The following is a 21897-nucleotide window of genomic DNA, read 5'->3' on the forward strand; positions in this document are numbered from 1 at the left end:
GTGCGAATCGAGGTCGACAGCGACTTCTGCGTCGGCTCCGGGCAGTGCGCGCTCGCGCTGCCGGAACTCTTCGACCAGGACGACGCCGACGGCACGGTCGTGCTGCTGAACGACCGGCCGCCCGCCGAGCTGCACGACGCGGTGCGCGAGGCGGCGAGCCGCTGTCCTGTCCAGGCGATCACGGCGCAGTGACGAGGAACCGATCCAGTGTCTGAAACGATCGCCCCGGCCCGCGTTCCCCTTCTCCGACGGCTGCGCCTGCACGCCGGCTACCACTGGCGCAACAGCGGGCATCCGCTGCTGACCAGGGCCCGGGTCGCCTGGGACACCAGGGACTGGGCCCGGTTCCCCGCCGTGCGCTCGGATCTCGGCGGCCTGTCGATCTCGTACTCCGGGCTGCCGGAGGGCCTGGCCTACACGCTCGACTTCACCGAACAGCGCCGCGGCGCGGACGGGGAGCGGACGGCGGTGCGCCGCGCCACCGCACTGCGGGGTCGCGACCTGAGGTCGGCCGACCGGCTGCCGGACGCCGACATCACGATCCTCGGCACGAGTGCGGCGCAGGCCCGGCGCATGCCTGCCGACGCGTCGCTGGTCCTGCCGATGCGCGTGCACTTCGTGGTGGACTTCGACGGCGACGCGGAGGCGGTGCTCGGCCGGATCTCAAAGAACCAGCGGCGCAACTTCCGCAAGAACTCGCGCAGGCACCGGTGGAGTGGCGAGATCGTGCGGGACGCCGCGTGGTTCGACCACTTCTACGACCACTACTACAGCGCCACCATGCGCAACCGGCACGGCGCCCGGCAGCGCACGGAATCCAGGGAGTCGGCGTACGAATGCCTGTTCCGCACCGGCCGGCTGTTCGTGCTCACCGAGGACGGCGAGCGCATCGCCGGGCGGATGTGCCACTGGAACCCGGCCACCGGCGTGCTGACGTCGCGGCTGGTGGGAGTGCGTGACGGCGCCGACGTGCACTACTCGAACGGCGCGATCAAGGCGATGAACGTCCTGCTCATCGAGTGGGCGGCGGCCAACGGGGTGCGTCAGCTCGACTTCCAGGGGACGGAGCCCTTCCTCAGCAAGGGCACGTACCAGTCGAAGCGCCTCATCGGTACGCGCGTGATCCTGCCGCCCAACCACTTCGGCGGCAAGCGGTTGTGGCTGCGGGTCCGACGGGACACCCCGGCGGTGCGCGACTTCCTGGTGGCGAACCCGTTCGTGGCGGAGACGGAGCAGGGCTTCCTGGAGGCCGTCTACTTCCACGACACCCAACGGCCCCCACGGCTCGACTACCCCGCGAACTCTCCCGGCGTGCGGCGCGCCCGCCACGTCGACCTCGACGAGTTTCTCGCACCCGTACCCGAAGGATCGTCGACGAGGAGCGTCATCGCATGACATTCAGCGGACTGCCGTCGGCGCGGGTGGCCGAGATCCTCGCCGACCACACGCGGGACATTCCCATGGGTGGCTTTCCGATCGCGGCCGAGCCCGTCGTCATGCCACTCGACGCGTACCGGGAGCTGCTGGCGGCCACCAGGCGCCTGGTCGAGCTGTCGCACCAGACGGTGCTGCGCCTGGCGCCGGACCTGGCGGGCCGGATGGCCGCGCTGAGGGTCGACCCGGCCGAGTACCAGCGGGCGAACCCGGACGAGGCGTTCGAGCTGCGGCACACCGGTGACGTGGTCCGCGCCGACGTCGTGATCGGCGAGGACGGCCCCCGGTTCGTCGAACTCAACGTGGGCGCCGGCATCGGCGGCATGGTGCAGTTCGAGCAGCAGCGCCGTGCCTGGCACCGCGTCCGCTCGGCGGCGGGGCTGCCGCCGCTCGCGGGCGAGGACATCTTCGCGCTCTTCGCCGCGCTGCTCAGGAGAACCTGCGCCGAGCTGAACCTCCCGGCCGGCGCCCTGTTGATCGGGACGCTGGAGGACCCCGGCAAGCGCGGCCGGGTCAACGACATGCAGGTCCAGCTGCTGGGCGAGCACGGCCTGCCCGCCCGCTTCGCGCGGCTGCCGCACCTGCTCGACGAGATCCGGCCGACCGATCTGCTCGGTGTCGTCCAGTTCTGCGAGGACGAGGCGGGGCAGCTCGGCTGGGACGTGACGCCGCTGCTGACCGCCATCAAGGGCGGGATGCACGCGGTGCCGTCGCAGACCTCCCGGCTCGTCGACTCGAAGAAGGTCCTGGCCTGGCTGTCCGAGGGCCTGCCGTGGATGTCGGAGCAGGACCGGGAGCTGGTACGGCGCTTCGTGCCGTGGAGCAGGGTGCTGGGGGAGCGCCGGGTGCACTGGCGGGGTCGCGCGTACGAGCTGCCCCGGCTGCTCGTCGAGCGGCAGGAGCACTTCGTGCTCAAGGGCGCGGCCGGACTGTCGTCGCTGGAGGTGTTCTTCGGCGCGAACACCGAGCCGGAGCGTTGGGCCGAGCTGGTGCGTACCGGTACGGAGTCCGAGTACTACGTGGCGCAGGAACTCGTCACGCCCGTCCGACGCCCGGTGCGGGTGATGCTGGACGAGTCCGGTCGCACCGACGAGGTGCTCGCCAACCCGGTGATCAGCCCGTTCTGCGTCGGGGGCGTGCCCACCGGCTGTCTCATGCGGTTCGACACGGCCACCGGGCCGGGCGCGGTCACGGTGAAGAGCGGCGCCATGCTCGGCTGCCTGCTGGGAGCGGCCGACCGATGACCGTGGTGCGGTGTCGACCGGGAGGTGCCCGGTCATGAGTGTCGACGTACGGGGACGCGAGGACGCGAAGCAGGGCTGGCGCGACTTCCGGTGGCTGTGGGGCGGCCAGAGCGTCAGCCTGGTCGGCGACCAGATCCTGATGCTCGCGCTGCCGTTGGCGGCGACGCAGGCGCTGGGTGCCAGCGCGTTCGACGTCGGCCTGCTGGCGGCGGCGGTGAAGCTGCCGTACCTGTTGATCGGGCTGCCCGCCGGCGTCTGGGTGGCGCGGGTGGGTCTGCGCCGGTCGATGATCGGTGCGGACGGGATCCGCGCGCTGGCCGTGCTGTCGGTGCCGCTGGCCGGCTTCGCCGGGGTGCTGAGCTTCGCGCACCTGGTGGTGGCCGCGCTGGTGACGGGCGTGTGCAGCGTCTTCTTCCAGATCGCCTACCAGTCGTACGCGCCGTTGCTGATCGCCGACAGCGACCGGCTGCACGCGGCCAACACACGGCTGACCCTCTCCGAGTCGATGGCATTGCTGCTGGGACCGGGCCTGGCGGGCCTCGTGGTGGGCCTGACCGGAGCGGTGCGGGCGATGCTCGCCGACTCCGTCACGTTCCTCGTCAGCATGGTCACGTTGCTGCTGATCCGCCACCGTGCGGCGCCGGTGCCCGTCGTGGACCGCAAACCGGTCTGGCAGGAGGTCGGTGCCGGGATCCGGTTCGTGCTCCAGCAGCCGCTGCTGCGCCTGATCATGGCGTGCGGCCTGGTCTACAACCTCGGCATCGCGATGTACATGGCCATGGTGGCGATCTTCGCGGTCAACCACCTGCACCTGTCCCCGGCCGTCTTCGGCCTCGCGGTCGGCCTTGGCGGAGCCGGCTTCCCGGTGGGCACGCTGCTTGCCCGGTGGCTGACCCGGAGGTTCGGCATCGGGCCGACCCTCGGGATCGTGAGCGTGCCGATCGTGGCGGGACTCGTCACCACGGTCTGCGCGTTCGGTGGGTACGCCGCGGTGATGATCAGCGTCGGCACGTTCGTCTACGGGGCGGGCTCGGGGGCCTTCAAGACCAACGCGTTGACGATCCGCCACCTCGTTACCCCCGACCACATGTCGACCCGCGCCACCGCGGTGCACCGCTTCGTCACCTGGGGCGTCATGCCGGTGGGGGCGGTCGTCGCCGGCCTCGTCGGCGACCGGTTCGGGCTGCGGGTCGCGATGGTGACGTCGGTGGCCGTCGTGGCGACGTGTCTCGTTCCATCGCTGAGCAAACCGATGCGCCGGGCGAAGAGTCTGACTCGGACCGCGGCCGCGTGACTTCTGGGGAGAGGGAAAATGTGCGGAATCGTCGGCTGGCTCGACTTCACCCGTGACCTCGGGGAGGACGTCGAGCTGATCCGGGAGATGACCGGGACGATGCGGCAGCGCGGCCCCGACGACCACGGCGTGTGGGTCGACCGGCATGTCGCGCTGGGGCACCGCCGGTTGGCCATCATCGACCTCGTGGGTGGCCGCCAGCCGATGGTCGCGCCGGACGCCGCGACCGTCCTCACCTACAGCGGCGAGGTCTACAACTTCAGGGAGTTGCGCGCCGAACTGCAACGACGTGGGCACATCTTCGTCGAGCGCTCCGACACCGAGGTCGTGCTGCACGCCTACCGGGAGTGGGGGCCGGCCTGCGCCGAGCGCCTGGTCGGCATGTTCGCGTTCGCGGTGTGGGACGCACCGAGGCGGCAACTCGTGCTGATCCGCGACCGGCTCGGCATCAAGCCCCTCTTCTACGCGCCGCTGCCGCACGGCGTGCTCTTCGCGTCCGAACCGAAGGCCATCTTCGCCAACCCGGTGTTCCGCCCCTCGGTGGACGAGGCGATGCTGCCGGTCCTGCTGAACCGGCGGCTCGCGCTGCCAGGCCAGACCCCGTTGCGGGGACTGCACGAGGTCGAGCCGGGACACGTGGTGACGGTGGACCGCGCGGGCGTACGGCAGGAGTGCTACTGGCGGCTCACCACCGATCCGCACACCGACGACCTGCCCACGACGGTGGGGAACGTGCGGGACCTGCTCCTCGAGGTGGTCCACCAGCAGTTGGTCGCCGACGTGCCGATCGCCACGCTGCTCTCCGGCGGGCTGGACTCCACGGCCACCACCGCGATCGCCGCGCGCGCCTTCGGTGCGCGCGGCGAGGGCAGGCTGACCACCTTCTCGGTGGACTTCCCCGAGGACGAGGCGTCGTTCCGCCCGACCGTCCTGCGGCCCGAACGCGACGCGCCCTACGTGAGCATCGCGAGCGAACGGATCGGTACGGACCACACCGTGGTCGCGCTGTCGTCCGCGGCGGTCGCGGACGCCCGCCCGTTGGCAATGCGCGCCATGGACCGGCCGATCAGCGGCCAGTTCGACGCCTCGATGTACCTGCTCTTCGCGGGAGTGCGGGAGCGCACCGACGCCCGCGTCCTGCTCTCCGGCGAGGCGGCCGACGAGGTCTTCGGCGGATACCCGTGGTTCCACGATCCCGCGACCCTCGGCGCGGACACGTTCCCGTGGCTGGGCGACGCCCCACGGCTGTGGGAGTGCCTGGCACCCGACGTGCTCAGGCGGATCCGGCCCGACGAGCTGGAGCGCGACCACTACAGGCGGCTCTGTGCCGCCGTACCGCGGTTGCCGGGCGAGGACCCGGCGGAGGCGCGCGTGCGGGAGGCGCTCTACCTCAGCCTCCAGGGGCCGCTGTCCGTGCTGCTGGAGCGCAAGGACCGGCTGAGCATGGCCTCGGGCCTGGAGGTCCGCGTCCCGTTCTGCGACCACCGGCTGTTGCAGTACGTGTGGAACACGCCCTGGTCGATGAAGAAGGCCGACGGCAGGGAGAAGAGCCTGCTGCGGATGGCCGTCGCCGACCTGGTGCCGGAGGAGATCCTGCGGCGGCGGAAGAGCGCCTACCCGGCGATGCACGACCCCGGCTACGACGCCGCGGTGCTGGGCGCGGTCAACAAACTCGTCGTCGACGAGACCTCGCCGCTGCACGGCCTGTTCGACCCCGACCGCGTCCGCGCGCTGATCGAGTCGGGGAGCCGGACGATGACACACGTCAACGCGGCCCACCTGGTGCTGCCGCTGCTGGAGGTCGACACCTGGATGCGCGCGTACGGCATCGGGGTGAGCCGGTGACGACGTGACCGGCCGACGCCACCGGGTCAGGACGGGTGGCCGCCTCCGCCCGCTACGCGGCCGACACCGCCGGGGGAGCCGGTGCGATCGACCGGTACGACCCGTGGAGATAGAGCAGCGGCGCCTTCGCCGGATTCAGCGTGCCGTAGGACACCGCCTCCCCGATGACCACCGAGTGGTCGCCCTGGTCGGAGAGGTCGCGTACCCGGCAGTCGAAGTAGGCCAGTCCCTCGCTGAACACGAGGCAGCCGGTGGCCGGCGCCCGGTGCACCGGGACGCCGGCGAACGCGGCCGCGCCGGAGGGCCGTCGGGCGTCGGCGAACCAACGGGCGACGTCCCGTTGGTCCGCCGCCAGCACGGTGACCGCGAAGATGCCGGAGTCGCGGATCTGGGCGAGCAGTCGACTCCGGTGCTTCAGGCAGGTCAGGACCAGGGTGGGGTGCAGCGAGACGGTGGTGAACGAGTTGACCGTCATCGCCAGCGGGATGTCGTCGTACACGCTGCTGACGATGCCGACGCCGGTGGCGAACGCCCCGGCGGTACGGCGGAACTCCACTGCCCGGTCCTGGTTCGTCATGGCGTCAGTCCTGACCCCAGACCAGGCAGAACGGGTGTCCCGCCGGGTCGGCGTAGACCCGGAAGCCGTGGTTGCGGCCCCCGCCGCCGCGCAGCAGGGTGGCGCCCAGCCGGAGCACCGCCTGCTCGGCCTCCTGGATGTCGTCCACCTCCACGTCGAGGTGGGCCTGCTGCGGGAAGGTCGGATCCGGCCACTGCGGCGGCTGGTAGTCGGCGACGCTCTGGAAGCAGAGGCGGGGGTGCCCGTCCGCGCCCTTCAACGTCACCCAGTACCCGTCGCTGTCGGCCCACTCCAGGCCGGTCAGCTCGACGTAGAACTCCGCCAACTTCTCGGCGTCCGGACAGTCCAGCACCACCGAGTGCAGTCGACCGATCATCCGACCTCTCCCGTCATCGTCGTGTGCGCGATGACCGGCGCCCCCGGCCACCGCGTCAGTGAAGGTACTCGCCGAAGGTGGTGAAGTAGTCGATGGCGCGCACGGGTGGCCCGGTCTCGGTGGAGACCTGGAGCAGCACCACCCCACGGTCGTCGCCGTCGCCCGGCCCGCCGCTGGCGACGACCACGCCGCCGTAGTCGGCCTTGACGATCCGGCCGGGCGTGCCGCCGTGCGCCCGGGTCGGCCGGGTGGCGGCCTTGACCCACAGCCGGAACCCGCGGTGCGTCGTCCACGCGTTCACGAACGGGTCAGACTGCCCGCGCACCAGGTTGCAGATCGTGGTGGCGCTGTCCCGCCAGTCGATGCGGGTGTCCTCGACCCCGATCCGGTGGTAGAACGACGCCCCGTCGGGCGGCTGCGGCTCGCCCCGGTGTCCCTCGGCGACCCGGTCCAACGCCTCCAGCGTGACCGGCACGTACTCCGCGAGGAGCCGTTCCAGGATCTGGCCGGCGGTGTCGTGCGGGCCGATCTTCACGCGGGCCTGGGTGATGACCGGGCCGGTGTCCAGCTCCTCCGCCATGTAGTGCACGGTGAGGCCGGTCTCCTCCTCGCCGTTGCGGATCGCCCAGTTGACGGCGCCGAACCCGGCGTACGCGGGCAGCAGCGCGTCGTGCGTGTTGACCGCGCCGCGTTCCGGGATCCGCAGCACCTCCACCGGCACCCGGGTCCGCCAGTTGGTGGAGACGATGAGCTCCGGGGCGAGCTCGCGCAGCTGCTCGTGCAGGTCGGGCTCGCGGGCGGTGGCCGAGTAGCGCACCGGCAGCCCCAGTTCCGCCGCGGCCAGCTCCACGTCCGGCTCGCCGAGCCCGCTGAACTCGGCCCGGTGGGTGAGCACCAGCAGCACCTCGTGGTGCGGCGCGATGCCCCGCAGCACGGTCGCGCCGAGCTCGCCGTACCCGAAGAAGACGATCCTCACCGCGTCGCCGCCCCGTCGGTACGTCCGGCCCGGAAGCGGACGGTGTTGACCCGCAGCCAGCCGGAGGAGTCCCGCTGGTCGAACACGTCGTCGGCCTCGAAGGTGGCGAACGCGGTGTCGTAGCGGCTGTGCGGGGAACGGCGGCCGATCACCTGGACGGTGCCCCGGTGCACCCGCAGGATCGCGTCGCCGGTGACGTCCTGCTGGCTGAAGTCGATGGCGGTCTGCAACATCAGCCGCTCGGGGGCGAACCACAGGCCCCGGTAGACCAGGGCGGTGTACTTCGGCATCAGCTCCTCCTTGAGCTGTGCCACCTCGGGGTCGAGCACCAGCGACTCCACCGCCCGGTGGGCGTGCCAGAGCAGGCTGCCCGACGGCGCCTCGTAGATGTTGCGGGTCTTCATGCCGAAGATCCGGTTCTCCACGATGTCCAGCCGGCCGATGCCGTGCCGGCGGCCGATCTCGTCGAGCGTCTCCAGCACGGCGCTGGCCGACAGGGGCGTCCCGTTGACGCCGACCGGGTTGCCGCCCTGGAAGTGGATCTCGACGGTCTCGGGCTCGTCCGGGGTGTCGGCGAGGTCGCGCACCCGGAACAGCAGGCCCTCCGGCGCCGGCTGCGCCGGGTCCTCCAGGGCCTCTCCCTCGTACGAGGTGTGCAGCAGGTTGCTGTCGATGGAGTACGGCCGTTCGCCGCTGCTCAGGTCCAGCTCGATGCCGTGCCTGCCGGCGTAGGCGAGCAGGTCGCTGCGGGAGGCCAGGTCCCACTCCCGCCACGGGCTGATCACCGTGAGGTCGGGGCGCAGCGCGGCGAAGGTCATCTCGAAGCGGATCTGGTCGTTGCCCTTGCCGGTGGCCCCGTGCGCCACGGCGTCGGCGCCGACCTCCTCGGCCACCCGCACCTGCGCCGCGGCGATCAGCGGCCGGCCGATGGAGGAACCCATCAGGTACTGCCCCTCATAGAGGGCGTTGGCCCGGTACATGGGGAAGGCGTAGTCGCGGGCGAACTCCTCGCGCAGGTCGACCACCCGCACCTCGTCGGCGCCGAGCTTCTCGGCCTTGCGGGCGGCGGTGTCCAGCTCCTCGCCCTGCCCCAGGTCGGCGATGAAGGCGGTCAGCCGGCAGCGGTAGCGCTCCTTGAGCCAGACCAGGGCCACCGACGTGTCGAGCCCGCCGGAGAAGGCGAGCACGATGTGCTGGGGGGCGATGTTGTTCCGAGTCGACATGATGGTCACACCTCTCCGGCGGGCACGGTCGCCCACAGCTGGTCCATGGTTTCGTGGGTGAAGTCGCGGGTCAGGTCGGACGCCGAGGCGTACCCCATGTTGATGATCTTGCGGCGGCCCTGGCGGACCGGGGCGACCCGGTGCAGCGTGGTGTTGGTCCGCATCAGGTACAGGTCGCCGGGGAACAGCTCCATCGAGTAGATCGGGCGGCTGACCAGCGCCCGGTTGATCTCCGGACGCTCCTTGTTCCAGGTGGTGCCGGGCACGCACTGGACGAAGCCGCCGTGCTCCACCGGCGGGCACTCGACCACCCAGACCAGCGCGAAGGTGAAGTCGTCCCAGTGCCAGCCGTGGGTGTCGCCGTCCTTCTCCAGGCAGGTGATGACGAACTGCTCCGGCTCGTACGGGCACGGGTGCACCGGCTCGCCGGCCACCTCCGACAACACCCGCAGGATCGGCTCCGCGGTGTAGATCGCGTTGATCACGGTGCCCAGTTCGGCGATCTCGGCCCGGGTCACGTTGCGCATCCGGCGCGGCGTGTAGTCGGTCTCGGCGAACCGCAGGTCCCGGCGCGTGCCCGCCTTGTCGATCAGCTCGTTGACCTCGTCGGCGACGGCCTTCTTGACGCTGTCGGGGGCGACGAAGGAGACCTTCGCGTGCCCCAGGTAGGAGAAGTCGCGGCGGGCCGTGGCGATGTCGTCCGGCGCCACGTCGCGCTCCACGTGCTCCCGCACTTCCTGGTACAAGACTCTCGAGTCGAACACGGATCCTCCTTGGTTAACCTCGCGCCGCCGCGACGCGTGCGAAATCGATGACGGCCGCCGCCACCTGCGTCACGGCGGCGGAATGCAACACTCCGAAGTGGTCGGTGCCGATCCGCTGGGACCGGGCCGCCCCGACCCGTGCCGCCCACTGGGCGAACTGCGCGTCGAGCAGGTCCGCGCCGATCACCAGCGCGGGCGTGTCGACCGGGCCGTCGTGGACGTACTCGGCGCTGGCCCGGAGGTGGCGCTCGTAGCTGCGCCACCGGTGCGCCAGCAACGCCGTCGGCACGGGCTGCCCGACGGCGGCCAGGCAGGCCGCGAGCGTGCCGAGGGCCAGCCGCCCGTCGAAGCCCGCCGGCTCCGGGCCAACCGTCACCCGGGGCCTCGGGGCGTCCGGCTCCAGGTCGAGGGCCCGGTGGATGTTCTCGGTGAAGGTGTCGAAGCGGTGCCGGACCTCGTCGGCCGGCAGCTCGTACCCGACCGGCGGGGCGGCGTCCAGCAGCACCAGCGCCGAGCGCCGCCCGACCTGGTCGGCCACCATCTGGTAGGCGACCTGGCCGCCGAAGGACCAGCCGCCGAGCAGGTCCGGGACCAGCCCCGCCGCGTCCAGGTCGGCCCGGTACCGGCGGGCCAGCGCCGCCACCGCCGGCAGCTGTGCGCTGTCGCGGGAGGCGGTCACCCGCCAGTGCTCCGGCAGCTCCGCCAGCAGGTCCTGGTAGTCCTGCGGGCTGCCCCCGGCGCCGTGCACGAGGTGCAGGTGCAGCCCCGGGCCCGCCCGCAACTCCACAAGCGTCGACTCCGCCGCCACCGGCTGTGACCCGTTGCCCAGCAGGTCGGCCAACCGGCGGGGGGTCGGTTCGCCCAGCCACCGTATGACGTCCACCGTCGGCCGCCCGTCGCCCGTCAGTGCGTCCACGAGGCGGAGGGCGCTCAGCGAGTTGCCGCCGGCGGCGAAGAAGTCGACGTCCGCGCCGGCCGGCGGGCCGCCGAGCACGTCGGTCCAGGCGGCGACGACGTGCCGCCATTCCGCCGACTCGGGCAGCGGGCCGGTCGCCCGGTCGCGGTCCACGGCGGCCGGGGCCGCGCGGCCGGCACGGGCGCGGGTGGCGACGTCGAACGAGCCGACCGTACGCTGCGGCTCGGCGCCGCCGTCGGCCAGCACCGCGTCCAGGTCGTGCAGCAGGGCCAGCACGCTGCTCTCCCGGTAGCGCCCGGCGTGGTACTCGATCTCGGCGAGGTAGCCGCCGTCGGCCTCCCAGACGGACATCGCCAGGTCGGCCCGGGCGGCCCGGTTCGGGCTGGGCAGCAGCGTCGCCGGGGCCGGGCCGAGCCGCAGGTCGGTGCCGATCGGGCCGAGGTAGCTCAGCAGCAGCGGCGCGGGATCGCCCAGCGCGGTCCGGGTCCGTTCGGGCAGCGCCCCGAACACCACCGGGTACGGCACCGCCTGGTGGGTGAGCAGCTGCCACATCCCGTCCCGCGCGGCGCCCACCACCCCGGCGACGGTGTCCGCCTCGGCGACCGTGGCGCGGGCCACGCAGAGGTTGGCGGTGTACCCGAGCAGCGCCTGGTCGCGGGCGGTCATCCGGTTCGCGGTCACCACGCCCACCGCCACGTCCGGCCCGGCACCGGCCCGGGCGAGCACGATCTGCGCCGCGGCGAGGACGACCGCGAACGGGGTGGCGAAGGTGGCCTTCGCCAGGGCGGCGATCCCGGCGCCCGCCTCGGCGCTGAAGCCGTAGCGCAGGATCGCGCCGGGCGCGCCGCTGGCCACCTCGCCCGGCAGGTCGGGCTCCAACGAGGCGGAGACGGCGCCGGCGAGCGCGTCGCGCCAGTACGCCAGGCTCTTGTCCCACCGGCCGTCCGCGCGGGCCGCGGCCTGCTCCCGCGCGTACGTGCTGAACGGCACCGGGTCGGCCGGCAAGCTCACGGCACGTCCCTCCCGCGCGGCCGCGTACGCCTCGGACAACTCGCCGACGAGCAGCTGGACCGCCCAACCGTCCAGCACCACGTGGTGCACGGTCAGCAGCACCTCGTGCCGGTCACCGACCCGGACCAGGGTGATCCGGGCCAGCGGTGCCGCCTCCGGCTCCATCGGCCCGGCGTGCACCTCCTCGGCGACGAGCCGCAGCAGGGTGCCCGGGTCGGCCGGTCCCGGGTCGTCCACCTCCACCCGGTGCAGGCCCACGACGATCCGGGGCGCCACCACCAGCGTGACCGCGTCCGCCTGCCGTACGACCGAGGTCCGCAACGCCTCGTGCCGGTCGACCATCGCCTGCCACGCGACGGCCAGCGCCGCCTCGTCGAGCGGCTGGTCGACCGCGAGCCGCCAGGTGAGGTGGTAGACGGACCGGTTGCGGGCCCGCTGGTGCACCCACCACAGGGCCTCCTGCATCGCGGTGGCCGGGACCGGGCCCGGGGCGGCCCCGGCGCGTTGCTCAGCCACGGGTGGCGAGCAGCTCGGAGGTCAACCGCTTGCGATCGACCTTGTCCACCTCGGTCAGCGGGATCTCCGCCCGGTGGTGGAACGCCCGTGGCCGCATGTACGGCGGCAGGTGTCCCACCAGCCGGGTGAGGTCGTCGTCGGCCAGCGACGCTCCGGTGTAGACGGCGTGCAGGTCCAGTTCCCCGTCGTCGCCGGCCACGGTGAGCACCACGGCCTCCACCACGTCCGCGTGGGCGCGCAGCGCGGCCTCGATCTCGGCCAGCTCGACGCGGTTGCCGCGCACCTTCACCTGGTGGTCGATCCGGCCCTGGTGCACCAGCTCGCCGAACTCCCGGCGGACCCGGTCGCCCGTGCGGTACCAGTGCTCGGCGGTCAGCGGCCCGGTGCCGTCGTAGAGGCGGCCCCGGTGGCCGTCGAAGGAGACGAACCGGCCCGCGTTCTCCGTCGGGTCCAGGTAGCCGGGGAAGCGCTGCTCACCCCGGACGCACAGCTCGCCGTCGTCGCACGGGCGCAGGTCCTCGTCGAGCAGCACGTAGTCGAGGTGCGGGTAGATGTCCCCGATCGGCACCGACCGGTTCGACGACTCGATCCGGGCGGCCGGGTCGGCGGGCACCTCGTACGCGGTGACGATGACCGTGGTCTCGGTGGGGCCGTAACAGTTGATCACGGCGGTGTTCGGCGCGGCGGCCGTCCAGTCGTTCACCTGCTCGATGGTCAGCGGCTCCCCGCCGAAGGAACTCAGCCGCAGGGTCGGCATGCTCTCCGGCGCCAGCGCCCGCAGCCGCTTGGCGAACGAGATCAGCGACGGTACGGACAGCCAGTGCGTGAGCCGCTTCGTGTTGATGAAGCGCACCGGCGTCAGCACGTCGCCGCGCTGCGCCACGCACAGGGTGGCCCCGGTGCCCCACGCGCCGAACATCGCCAGGATCGAGCCGTCGAAGCACATCTCGAAGGTCTGCGAGACCCGCGACTCGGGCCGGAACCGGTACCTCTTGATCACCTCGGTCAGGAACGAGTCGACGTTGGCGTGGGTCGCCGGCACGCCCTTGGGCTTCCCGGTGGTGCCGCTGGTGAAAATGATGTACGCGAAGTCGTCGCGGCCCCGCTCCACCTCCGGCGGGACCTCCGCCGCGTCGCCCGGGGCGAGGAACCGGCGCCAGCCCTCACCGGTCAGGTCGAGGACCGCGACGGTGGTCTGCGCGCGGAACTCGGCCAGCCCGTCGCCGGAGGTGTCGTCGACCATGACGAGGTCGAGCCCCGCCTCGTCGGAGATGGCGAGGTTCCGGGCGGCCGGGTTGGCGGGGTTGAGCGGCACCACCGTCGCACCCAGCCGCAGGGCGGCCAGGTAGGCGACGTAGCCGACGAGGCTGCGGGAGGTGAGCAGCCCGACCCGTCGGGGTGGCCGCCCCGGCGCGCGCTGCATGGCGGCCGACAACCGCTCGGCCGCGGCCCGCAACTCGGCGTAGGTCAGTGCGTCCGAGGCGACCTCGATCGCCACGTTGTCCGGGTGCAGCCGGGCTGACGTACGGAACCAGTCGTAGAGGGTACGGGTCTGCATCGCACATCCTTCACAAGGTCTGCCGGTGCGGGCGTTCCGCCGCCGGCGCTGGGGTGGTCGACCGGTCTCGTTCCAGGTGCCGCAGGTGGTCGAAGGTGGTCCGCACCAGCGCGGACCGGGGGCGCCCCCGGCGGGCCGACTCCACCGCGAAGCGCAGGGCCCGGGGCAGGTCCGCCCAGGCCCGCACCGCCTCGTCGTCGCCGAGGTGGCGGTACCGGAACGTCCGGTGCTGCGCGACGGCCCACAGGTCGTCCAGGTGCGACGCGGCGGCCTGCGGGTGCGCGACGACGTGGTCGCAGAGGAACTCCAGGGCCGTGTCCTCGTCGAGCAGCCAGTCGCCGGGCAGCTCCGGCTCGTCGCCGGCGCTGTCCGTACGGACCAGCCAGTGCGGGTGCCCGCCGGCCGGCGGGGGCGCCCAGAAGCCGAAGGCCAGCGCGTTGCGCCGGTCCTGTTCCGGGCGCCACGCCGGCGGCGGGGTCATCGCGGCGAGCAGCCCGGCGGTGCCGAGCCAGCCGGCGTACGGCTCCTGCTCGCCGGCGGGCAGCAGCCCGCTGAACCCGTCGACCACGTGCCAGTCGTCGCCGCGCCGGTCGTCGACCAGCAGCCAGTGCGGCGCGTGCGCGGTGCCGTCGGTCGAGGGGGACCAGGGCAGCGCCGCGTTGTCGGTGACCACCAGCACCCGGCCGTGGCGGCGCAGTTCCGCGTCGACGGAGTCGACGACGCCGTCGGCGGGGGCGGTGGCCCACGTCAGCCGGGTGCCGTCCGGCAGCCGGTCGAGCGGCACCCCGTGGTGGGAGAAGGCGAGCTGCCGCTCCGGCAGGTCCGTGCGCACCGCGACGCGTACCGAGTCGGCGAACCGGTCCGGGGCGTCGGCGAACTCGCCGGCCTGGTAGCCGGCCAGGTTGGCGGTGTAGCAGCTCAGCCCGGCGAAGCGGGGGTCCGGGGCGGTCATCGCGTCCCCACCCCGTGCGCCACGCTCGCCGGGACGCGGCTGTGCCCGCGCAGGCTCACCCACCGCAGGTCGGCCCACCGGCCCGTCCGCCGCCCCGACGGCACCGGAATGGCCCAGGGCCGGCCGCCGAGGCCCGCGCCGGTCGCCTTCACGCACGCCTCCTGCACCGTCCAGATCCAGGCGAACTCGCGGACCCGGGCCGGCCCGGGCAGCCGGTCCAGGGCGGCGCGGACCGTCGGGGCGCAGCAGCGGCGCAGCAGCGCCGGCGGCGCGGGCACGGGCACCTGGACGTCGACGCCGACCGGTACGCCCCGCCCGAGCGCGGCGGCCACCGTCCCGGCGTCGTGGGAGAGGCTGACCGTGACCCCCGGCCACTCGGGCAGGTGGGGCTGGCCGCCGTCGTGGGCGGCGATCGGCGTGGCGCCGGCCGTCGGGCCCAGCTCGGCGACGAGCAGCAGGCGCAGCAGCGCCCGCGCGGCCAGCCGTTCGGCGCGCGGCCCGGTGGGGAGGTCACCGACGGTCGCCAGGTCCGCCGGGGCCGGCGGAAGGTGGGCGAGCAGCCGCTGATCGGCCACGGCCACCCGCACCCGGGCGCCCAGCCGCAGCCGGACGATGCCACGGTGGCGGCCCGTCGGGTCCCGGCGCGGCCGCGCCCGGCGGGCCAGCGCCGCCCGCTGCCGGGCCGTCACGGTCGGCTCCCGAGCAGGTCGGGCACGTGCTCGGCGATCCCGGCGAGCATCGCGCCGGTGGCGCCGCCGGCCGTGGCGAACATGCCGGCCGCGGCCCGCAGCTGCGCCAGCCCGCCCTCGGCGTACGCCTCCGCGCCGAGCAGGGCGGCGCACTCGCCGAGCACCACGTCCAGGCCCTGCGCCACCGAGACCTTCAGCAGCATGCTGGTCACCAGGGGCTCGGTGCTCACCCGGTGGGCGTCGCAGGCCGCCTGGATCCGCCAGGCCTCCACCACGCACCGGGCGAACCGCTCCCGGATCGCCGCGTTGTCCCAGGCCCGGCCGCCGCCGAGGGGACGGTCGACGAGCCGGCGGTGGGTGTCGGCGAGCACCCGCCGGCACATCGCGGCGGCCCACACGCCGCCCGCGAAGCGTTCCGTGGCGATGTGCCGGGCGAAGCTGACCATCCCCCGGCCGGGCCGGCCGACCAGGTACGACCGGTCCAGGCACACCTGGTCGAATTGCAGGTCGCCCAGGCCGGCGCCCGAGAGCGGGGTGCCCCGGGTCGCGGACACCCGGACGCCGGGGGCGTCCGTGGGCACCAGCACCCACACGAAGCTGGTGAAGTGCCGCTGCGGGCGGTGCCGGGCCAGCACGAGCGCGTGCCCGGCGGTGCGGGCGTTGGTGATCCACCGCTTCCCGCCGTCGAGCACCAGCGACCGGTCGTCGAGGCGTACCGTCGTGCCGAGCTCCATCAGGTCGGAGCCGGCGCCGTCGCGGTCCGTCGCGGCCAGCGCGAGCGTCGCGCGACCGGCGACCACGTCGAGGTACGCGGCCCGCACCGGCCCGTCCTCCGGCGCCGCGTCGACCTGTTCGCGCAGGACGGGCAGCGCGCTGGCGACCTGGACGCAGACCGACAGCACCACCCCGACCGGGCAGTGCGCGTCGAGGGTGCCGAGCAGCCCCGGCAGGTCGGCCGGCCCGAGGTCGCGCAGCAGGCCGTGCTCGCCGAGCGCCCGCCACACCGCGCGGGCGTCCCCGGGCGTCGTCAGCCCGCGCAGCGCCGCCCCGGTACGCGCGGCCACGTCGCCGCCGGGGTCGGGTGCCGCCGGGCCGGGCCCGGTGCGGGCCGTCGCCGGTGCCGTCCGCAGCTCAGGCAAGGTGCACCTGCCGGTCGCGCAGCGTCAGCGCCCCGTTGACCAGCAGCAGCCGGTCGTTGGCGTAGTTCAGCGAGGCCGAGCGGAGGTCCCGGAAGACCCGCTCCAGGTACAGCGGCGACGACCTGAGGTAGCCGTGCCGGAGGCCGACCAGCTCCACCATCTCGTCGGCGGCGGCGAAGCACTGCTCGGCGGCGTGCACCTTCAGGGAGTTGACCAGCAGCTGGGTCGACGGGTCGGCCACGTCGGGGGTGCTCTCCACGGCGGCGACGGTGTGCCGCAGCAGGGCGTTGACCAGGTCCAGCCGGCCCCGGACCCGGGCCAGCCGGGTCAGCAGCAGCTCCGACGACGGATCGAACTGGCCCCGGCCGGCGTCGCGGATGTGGTGCAGGATCCTCGACAGCGCGCCGGTCGCCGCGCCGAGCCACGCCGCCGACCAGCCGATGTGCGCCAGCGGGCCGAAGGTGGGGGCGACGATCTCGCGGAACTTCCCGGGGGCGCCGATCACCTGGTCGGCCGGCACCCGCCCGGTCAGTCGCATCGGCACGCTCTGGGTGGCCCGCATGCCGAGCGGCTGCCAACCGCCGCGCACCTCCAGCGTGAGCTGGTCGCGGCGGGCGTACACCAGGGAGACCTGGCTCGGCGAGGTGGCGTCCGGCGCCAGCGTGGTGATGAGGTACGCGTCGGCATGCTGGCCGCCGGTCACGATGGGGGCGTCCCGGTCGATCGTCAGGGTCCCGGCGTCCTGCCGGACCGTCGACTCCGAGCTGAGCAGGTGCCCGCCCTTGCCGCGCTCCGTGGTGACCGAGGCGAGGTAGACGTCCCCCTTGCCGAGGGCCGGCAGGAGCCGCTCGGCGAGCGGGCCGTCGGCGTGCCGGACCACCGCCACGACCTGCTGGCAGTGCATCGCGAAGATCAACGCGACGGACATGTCCACCCGGGCCAGCCGCAGCGTCACGTCGACGAGGTCACCGAGCCCGCCGCCACCGCCGCCGTGCTCCGCCGGCACGAGCAGGCCGAGCAGGCCGGTCGCCCGCATCGCGTCCAGCGCCGCCGTGGGGAACTCCGCCGTCTCGTCGGCGTGCTCCGCGTGCGCGGCGGCGGCGGCCAGCACCTCCTCCAGCGCCCCCTCGTGGCGGGTCGCGGTGCTCACGCCGCCCGTCCCCGCAGCGACTCGATGGTGCTCCACAGGCTGCCCGCGGTGGCGAAGGTGCTGTCGGTCAGCAGCTCGTCGGGCATGGACACGCCGTAGGTGTCCTCGATGGTGAACAGCAGCTCGATCGCGCGCATCGAGTCCAGGCCCAGTTCGTTGAGCGAGGCCTCGGCGGTGATGGGCTGCGTTCCCGCGTACTTGAGGAACGGCTTGAGCAGGTCCGGAAAAGCGGCGTCCATTGTCAGATCAACCCCTGTCGCTGCCGATGACGGTGTGCCGGGTGAGCTCCAGCCGGGTCACGCCGGTGATCCGGCCCCCGGCGACGGTGACCTCGACCGGCATGGGATGCGCGAGGAAGGCCACCAGGCTGGCGTAGAGGCCGTACGCGCCCACGTTGGGCACGGCGACCAGCTGGCCCGGGACCAGTGGCGGGAGGGCGGCGGCGCGGGCCCACGTGTCCAGCGGCGTGCACAGCGGCCCGGTGACGATGGTCCCGGGCGCCGGCGTGCCGGCCGCCGCTTCCACGGTGACCAGGTCCGGCACGATCGGCGGCAGCCGGCGCAGCCCGGACATCCCGCCGAGGTGGTGGATGCCCGACTCCAGCACGACCACGGTGGCGCCCTGCGACCGCTTCACGTCCAGGACCCGGGTGACCAGCGTGCCGCAGGTGCCGACCAAATACCGGCCGGACTCGAAGGCGACCCCCGGCCCGCGCTCCGGCCAGCCCGGGAAGGCGTCGCCCAGCAGCGCCGTCAGCCGGTCCGCCAGCTTCGGCAGCTCCGGCCGGTCGCCGGCCCGCGCGAAGGGCGCCCCGAAGCCGCCGCCCAGGTCGATCAGCTCCGGCTGCACCCCGGTCGCCGCCGCCAGCCGCCGTACGGTGTCGACGGACTGGGTGAACTGGGCGAGCAGGGCGTCCTCGCCGTCGACGTTGCTGCCCATGTAGAGGTGGAACCCGACCGGGGCCACGTTCCGGCGCGGCCCGAACAACTCGGGCCGGTCCAGCACCCAGCGCACGTCCGCGCCGAACTGCGAGGCGACGCCGGTCATGGTGAGCCCCTGCCCGGGGGCCGGGGTGTCGTCGTTGATCCGCACCAGCGCGCGTACCTCGACGCCGTGCTCCCGGGCCACCCGGTCGAGCTGGTCCAGCCCGTACGGCGAGTCGACGGAGAAGAGCCCGACGCCGGCCCGTACGGCCTCGACCAGGTCGACGTCCCGCTTGCCCGGACCCGTGTAGAGGACCTCGGCCGGATCGCAGCCGGCCGCCAGCGCGACGCGCAGCTCGCCGGGGGAGCAGACCTCGGCCCGGCACCCGGCGGCGGTCAGGTCGGCGACCACCGTCGGGTGCGGGTTGGCCTTGAGCGAGTAGAACAGCTCGGCGGGCCCGGGCAGGGCGGCGCGCAGCGCGGCGTACGAGCGGGCCAGCTCGTCCAGGTCGTAGAGGTACGCCGGGGTCTGCGGCGCGTCCGGCCGGTCGAAGAGTGCCGCGAGCTCAGACACGGGCGCGCTCCGTCCACATCCGGTACAGCTCGGCCCGGTCGACCTTGCCGTTGCGGGTCAGCGGGATCTCCGGCACGACCAGGCAGGTGCGGGGCGTCTTGATCTCGTCGAGTTCGGTACGCAGCGCGGCGAGCACCTCCGGCGCGGTCAGCTCGCTCACCGCGAACAGGGTGGCCGAGTCGCCGCCGTCCTCGGCGCGGGGCGGCAGCACGGCGGCGGCCTGCACCTGCGGTATCCGGTACGCCGCCGCCTCGACCTCGGTGACGCTGACGCGGATGCCGCGCTCCTTGTAGATGTCGTCGCGCCGGCCGACGAAGTAGAGGTAGCCGTCGGCGTCGAGCCAGCCGTGGTCGCCCGTGCGCAGCTGGGGGAAGAGCCCCTCGACGCGGGGGAAGCGCTGCGCGGTCAGTTCCGGGCGACGCCAGTAGCCGGCCATCACGTGCGGGCCCCGGACCACGATCTCGCCGACGGTGCCGGGCGGCACCGGCGCGCCGTCCGCGTCCACGATCAGGATCTCGGTGCCCGGCAGGGCCCGCCCGGAGGCGCCGGGCCGGCGCAGGTCCTCGTCGACCGGCATGATCGCGGCCCGCTTGCACTCGGTGAGCCCGAACATCAGCTGTACGCGCAGGGTGGGGATCCGGGCGCGCAGGTCGCGCAGGACCTCGGGCGGCATCGCCGCGCCGGTGTTGGTGAGCAGGCGCAGCGCGGGCGTGGCCGTGCCCGGGCGGGACAGCATCCGGGCCAGGCCACGGGCGAGCGCGGGCACCGCGGGCAGCACGGTCGCGGCGCTGTTCACCAGGTGCCGGGGCAACGTCGGGCCGGTGTCGGCGGGGGAGGCCAGGTGCAGTCGGGCGCCGGCCAGCGTGCTGAGGAAGATCTGGTACATGCCGTAGTCGAAGGAGAGCGGCAGGGCGCACCACACGACGTCGTCGGCCCGGTAGGCGAGCTGGGAGGCGATGGCGCCGACGGCGAAGACCACCTGCGCGTGGGTGGACACCACCGCCTTCGGCATGCCGGTGCTGCCGGAGGTGTAGATGAGGCAGACCGGGTCGACGGCCAGCGGGGCCGCCGCCGGCTCGGCGTCGGGGCCGTCCCGCACGATGCCGCGCAGGTCCGTCGAGCCGACGGTCGGCACCCCGTGATCGGCGGCCGCGGCCAGCGCCCGGGGGCTGTCGGTGACGAGCAGCGCGGGCTCCGCGTCGGTCAGCACGTGGGCCAGGGCGATCGCGGGGGACTGGTCGTTGACCACGCTGAACACGGCGCCCGCCCGGGAGCAGGCGTACAGCAGGGCGGGCAGCAGCGGGTCGGTGGGCAGGCAGACGACCACCCGCTCGCCCCGGCGGACGCCCCGCCCGGCCAGCCAGCCGGCGAGCCGCCGACTGGCGGCGTCCAGCTCGCCGTAGCTCTGGACCAGGTCGCCGTGCGCGATCGCGGGCGCGTCCGGCCGGGCGGTCGCCGCGCGGTCCAGCAGGTCGTGCAGCAGCCCGCTCACCGGCCCGACACCCCCTGCGTCGCCGGCCGGGCCCGCTCGAACACGACGCCCAGCGAGTCGAGGTCGTGCAGGGCCGTCCCGGTGAGGTCGTCCGGGTCCAGCTCCACCCCCAGCCGGGTCTCCGCCCGCTCGATCACCTCGACCAGCCGGAACGAGTTGAAGCCCGACAGCGTCCGCAGCGGACGCCCGTCGACCGGCACCTCCGGACCGACGCCGAGGACGGCGCGTACCTCGTCGGCCAGCACCGCGCGGATCCGGCCCGGGTCGGCGGCCGGCCCGTCCTGCGGCGGCGGCACGGGCCCGGCGTCGGCGAGGCGCCCGGCGAGCGCCACGTCGTCGCGCAGCAGGCCGGCGAGCTGGTCGAGGACGGGGGCGGGAAAGACGCCGCCCCGGCGGACCCGGCGCATCGCCACGTAGCTCTGACCGGCGAGGGCGAGCCAGGCGTCGGCGCGTTCGGCGGCCTCCCGCGCCGCGTCGGCGGTGTCCGGGTCGCCGGCCAGCCAGGCGGCGTGCAGGGCCCGGGAGCGGCCGAGCAGCCACACGTCGAGCACCAGCTGGGCCGCCGCCTCCGCCTCGCCCGCCCGCCGCCGGACCGCCGCCAGGTAGTCCTCGATCCGGTCGGCCTCGGCGCGCAACGCGGCGGCGTTGTCGCGCAGGACCGCCGTCCGGTCGAGCACCGGGGCACCGTCGGCGACGACGGTCATCGCGGTCGCCCGGGGCACCGCCGCGTCGAAGTCGGCGGCCGACATCCGCCACGTCCCCGGTCGCGCGTCACCCCACTGGGTGGAGTTGTGGTAGCCGTCGACCACGACGCAGTGCTCGCCGGCCTCGACCAGCAGGAAGCTGTGCTCCATGTGCTGGTGGCCGGCGTACGGCAGCCAGCTCATGGTGAACGTGTCGGCGACCACGTAGAGCGGCGAGTGCTCCGCCAGCAGCTCGCGCAGCCGCGCGCCGGGCACGTCGTCCCAGCGCCGGGCGACCCGCAGGCCGAGCAGGTCGGCCGCCTCGGCCAGCCGCCGGTCCACCGACGCGGTCACCGCCGGCGTCCCGGCGGGCCCCTCGGCGGCGTGGAACCGCAGGGTGGCGCCGAGCGCCAGGTGCGCCCCGGGCCGGTAGGCCCGGTCGGCCAGCGCGGCCAGGTTCACCTGGACGCAGTCCAGCAGGTCGGCGCGGAGACCGGTCAGCACCGGCGTCCACTCCCGGCTGCGCGTCGGCACCGCAGGCACAGCGACCATGTCACGCCC

At 73.9% G+C, this 21897-nt stretch carries 20 protein-coding genes; 5 read left to right on the forward strand and 15 right to left on the reverse strand.

The window, feature by feature from the left end:
- From ACLQ22_RS00610 to asnB, 5 genes are read left to right on the forward strand one after another with little or no spacing between them, the layout of a single operon-like run.
- Positions 1-192, forward strand: a complete 192-nt coding sequence (locus ACLQ22_RS00610; RefSeq protein ID WP_425690575.1) for a ferredoxin — start codon at positions 1-3, stop codon at positions 190-192.
- A 15-nt stretch (positions 193-207) separates the two neighbouring features.
- A complete protein-coding gene (locus tag ACLQ22_RS00615) occupies positions 208-1395 on the forward strand; it encodes a GNAT family N-acetyltransferase (RefSeq protein ID WP_425690576.1) in 1188 nt (395 codons plus the stop codon).
- Positions 1392-2678 carry a hypothetical protein gene (locus tag ACLQ22_RS00620; RefSeq protein WP_425690577.1) on the forward strand — a complete coding sequence of 429 codons (1287 nt, stop codon included), beginning with the start codon at positions 1392-1394 and terminating at the stop codon, positions 2676-2678. The genes ACLQ22_RS00615 and ACLQ22_RS00620 overlap by 4 nt, the downstream gene beginning before the upstream one ends.
- Positions 2679-2712: 34 nt before the next feature.
- Complete coding sequence (locus ACLQ22_RS00625) at positions 2713-3972, forward strand: MFS transporter (RefSeq protein WP_425690578.1); 1260 nt, start codon at positions 2713-2715, stop codon at positions 3970-3972.
- Between the two features lie 18 nt (positions 3973-3990).
- A complete protein-coding gene (gene asnB, locus ACLQ22_RS00630; RefSeq protein WP_425690579.1) occupies positions 3991-5817 on the forward strand; it encodes an asparagine synthase (glutamine-hydrolyzing) in 1827 nt (608 codons plus the stop codon).
- 52 nt (positions 5818-5869) lie between these two features.
- On the opposite strand, the gene ACLQ22_RS00635 is transcribed toward asnB, so the two are convergent.
- From ACLQ22_RS00635 to ACLQ22_RS00705, 15 genes are read right to left on the reverse strand one after another with little or no spacing between them, the layout of a single operon-like run.
- Positions 5870-6394, reverse strand: coding sequence for a flavin reductase family protein (locus tag ACLQ22_RS00635; protein WP_425690580.1), 525 nt, complete (start codon positions 6392-6394; stop codon positions 5870-5872).
- Between the two features lie 4 nt (positions 6395-6398).
- The gene (locus tag ACLQ22_RS00640) at positions 6399-6770 is read right to left on the reverse strand and encodes a VOC family protein (RefSeq protein WP_425690581.1); all 372 of its coding nucleotides are present in this window, start codon (positions 6768-6770) and stop codon (positions 6399-6401) included.
- Between the two features lie 55 nt (positions 6771-6825).
- A complete protein-coding gene (locus tag ACLQ22_RS00645) occupies positions 6826-7746 on the reverse strand; it encodes a methionyl-tRNA formyltransferase (RefSeq protein WP_425690582.1) in 921 nt (306 codons plus the stop codon).
- Positions 7743-8969, reverse strand: a complete 1227-nt coding sequence (locus ACLQ22_RS00650) for an argininosuccinate synthase (protein WP_121399086.1) — start codon at positions 8967-8969, stop codon at positions 7743-7745. The genes ACLQ22_RS00645 and ACLQ22_RS00650 overlap by 4 nt, the downstream gene beginning before the upstream one ends.
- Before the next feature lie 5 nt (positions 8970-8974).
- Positions 8975-9733, reverse strand: a complete 759-nt coding sequence (locus tag ACLQ22_RS00655; RefSeq protein ID WP_425690583.1) for a HalD/BesD family halogenase — start codon at positions 9731-9733, stop codon at positions 8975-8977.
- 13 nt (positions 9734-9746) lie between these two features.
- Positions 9747-12176, reverse strand: coding sequence for a condensation domain-containing protein (locus tag ACLQ22_RS00660; RefSeq protein WP_425690584.1), 2430 nt, complete (start codon positions 12174-12176; stop codon positions 9747-9749).
- Positions 12169-13734, reverse strand: a complete 1566-nt coding sequence (locus ACLQ22_RS00665; RefSeq protein ID WP_425690585.1) for an amino acid adenylation domain-containing protein — start codon at positions 13732-13734, stop codon at positions 12169-12171. Before ACLQ22_RS00665 ends, ACLQ22_RS00660 begins: the two co-directional genes overlap by 8 nt.
- 10 nt (positions 13735-13744) lie before the next feature.
- Positions 13745-14686: a hypothetical protein gene (locus ACLQ22_RS00670; RefSeq protein WP_425690586.1), complete on the reverse strand. Its 942-nt coding sequence runs from the start codon at positions 14684-14686 to the stop codon at positions 13745-13747.
- Complete coding sequence (locus ACLQ22_RS00675; RefSeq protein WP_425690587.1) at positions 14683-15375, reverse strand: 4'-phosphopantetheinyl transferase family protein; 693 nt, start codon at positions 15373-15375, stop codon at positions 14683-14685. The genes ACLQ22_RS00670 and ACLQ22_RS00675 overlap by 4 nt, the downstream gene beginning before the upstream one ends.
- Positions 15372-16514, reverse strand: coding sequence for an acyl-CoA dehydrogenase family protein (locus ACLQ22_RS00680; protein WP_425690588.1), 1143 nt, complete (start codon positions 16512-16514; stop codon positions 15372-15374). Before ACLQ22_RS00680 ends, ACLQ22_RS00675 begins: the two co-directional genes overlap by 4 nt.
- On the reverse strand, positions 16507-17664 hold the full coding sequence (locus tag ACLQ22_RS00685; protein WP_121396781.1) for an acyl-CoA dehydrogenase family protein: 1158 nt from the start codon (positions 17662-17664) through the stop codon (positions 16507-16509). The genes ACLQ22_RS00680 and ACLQ22_RS00685 overlap by 8 nt, the downstream gene beginning before the upstream one ends.
- Entirely contained in the window at positions 17661-17903 is a 243-nt protein-coding gene (locus ACLQ22_RS00690; RefSeq protein WP_091623462.1) for a phosphopantetheine-binding protein, read from the reverse strand. Before ACLQ22_RS00690 ends, ACLQ22_RS00685 begins: the two co-directional genes overlap by 4 nt.
- A gap of 7 nt (positions 17904-17910) precedes the next feature.
- The gene (locus tag ACLQ22_RS00695) at positions 17911-19161 is read right to left on the reverse strand and encodes a type III PLP-dependent enzyme (RefSeq protein ID WP_425690589.1); all 1251 of its coding nucleotides are present in this window, start codon (positions 19159-19161) and stop codon (positions 17911-17913) included.
- Positions 19154-20653 carry a class I adenylate-forming enzyme family protein gene (locus ACLQ22_RS00700; RefSeq protein ID WP_425690590.1) on the reverse strand — a complete coding sequence of 500 codons (1500 nt, stop codon included), beginning with the start codon at positions 20651-20653 and terminating at the stop codon, positions 19154-19156. Before ACLQ22_RS00700 ends, ACLQ22_RS00695 begins: the two co-directional genes overlap by 8 nt.
- Positions 20650-21888: an acyl carrier protein gene (locus ACLQ22_RS00705; protein WP_425690591.1), complete on the reverse strand. Its 1239-nt coding sequence runs from the start codon at positions 21886-21888 to the stop codon at positions 20650-20652. Before ACLQ22_RS00705 ends, ACLQ22_RS00700 begins: the two co-directional genes overlap by 4 nt.
- Positions 21889-21897: the final 9 nt, after the last annotated feature.

The sequence above is a fragment of the Micromonospora sp. DT178 genome, from assembly GCF_049841695.1.
GTDB lineage: Bacteria > Actinomycetota > Actinomycetes > Mycobacteriales > Micromonosporaceae > Micromonospora.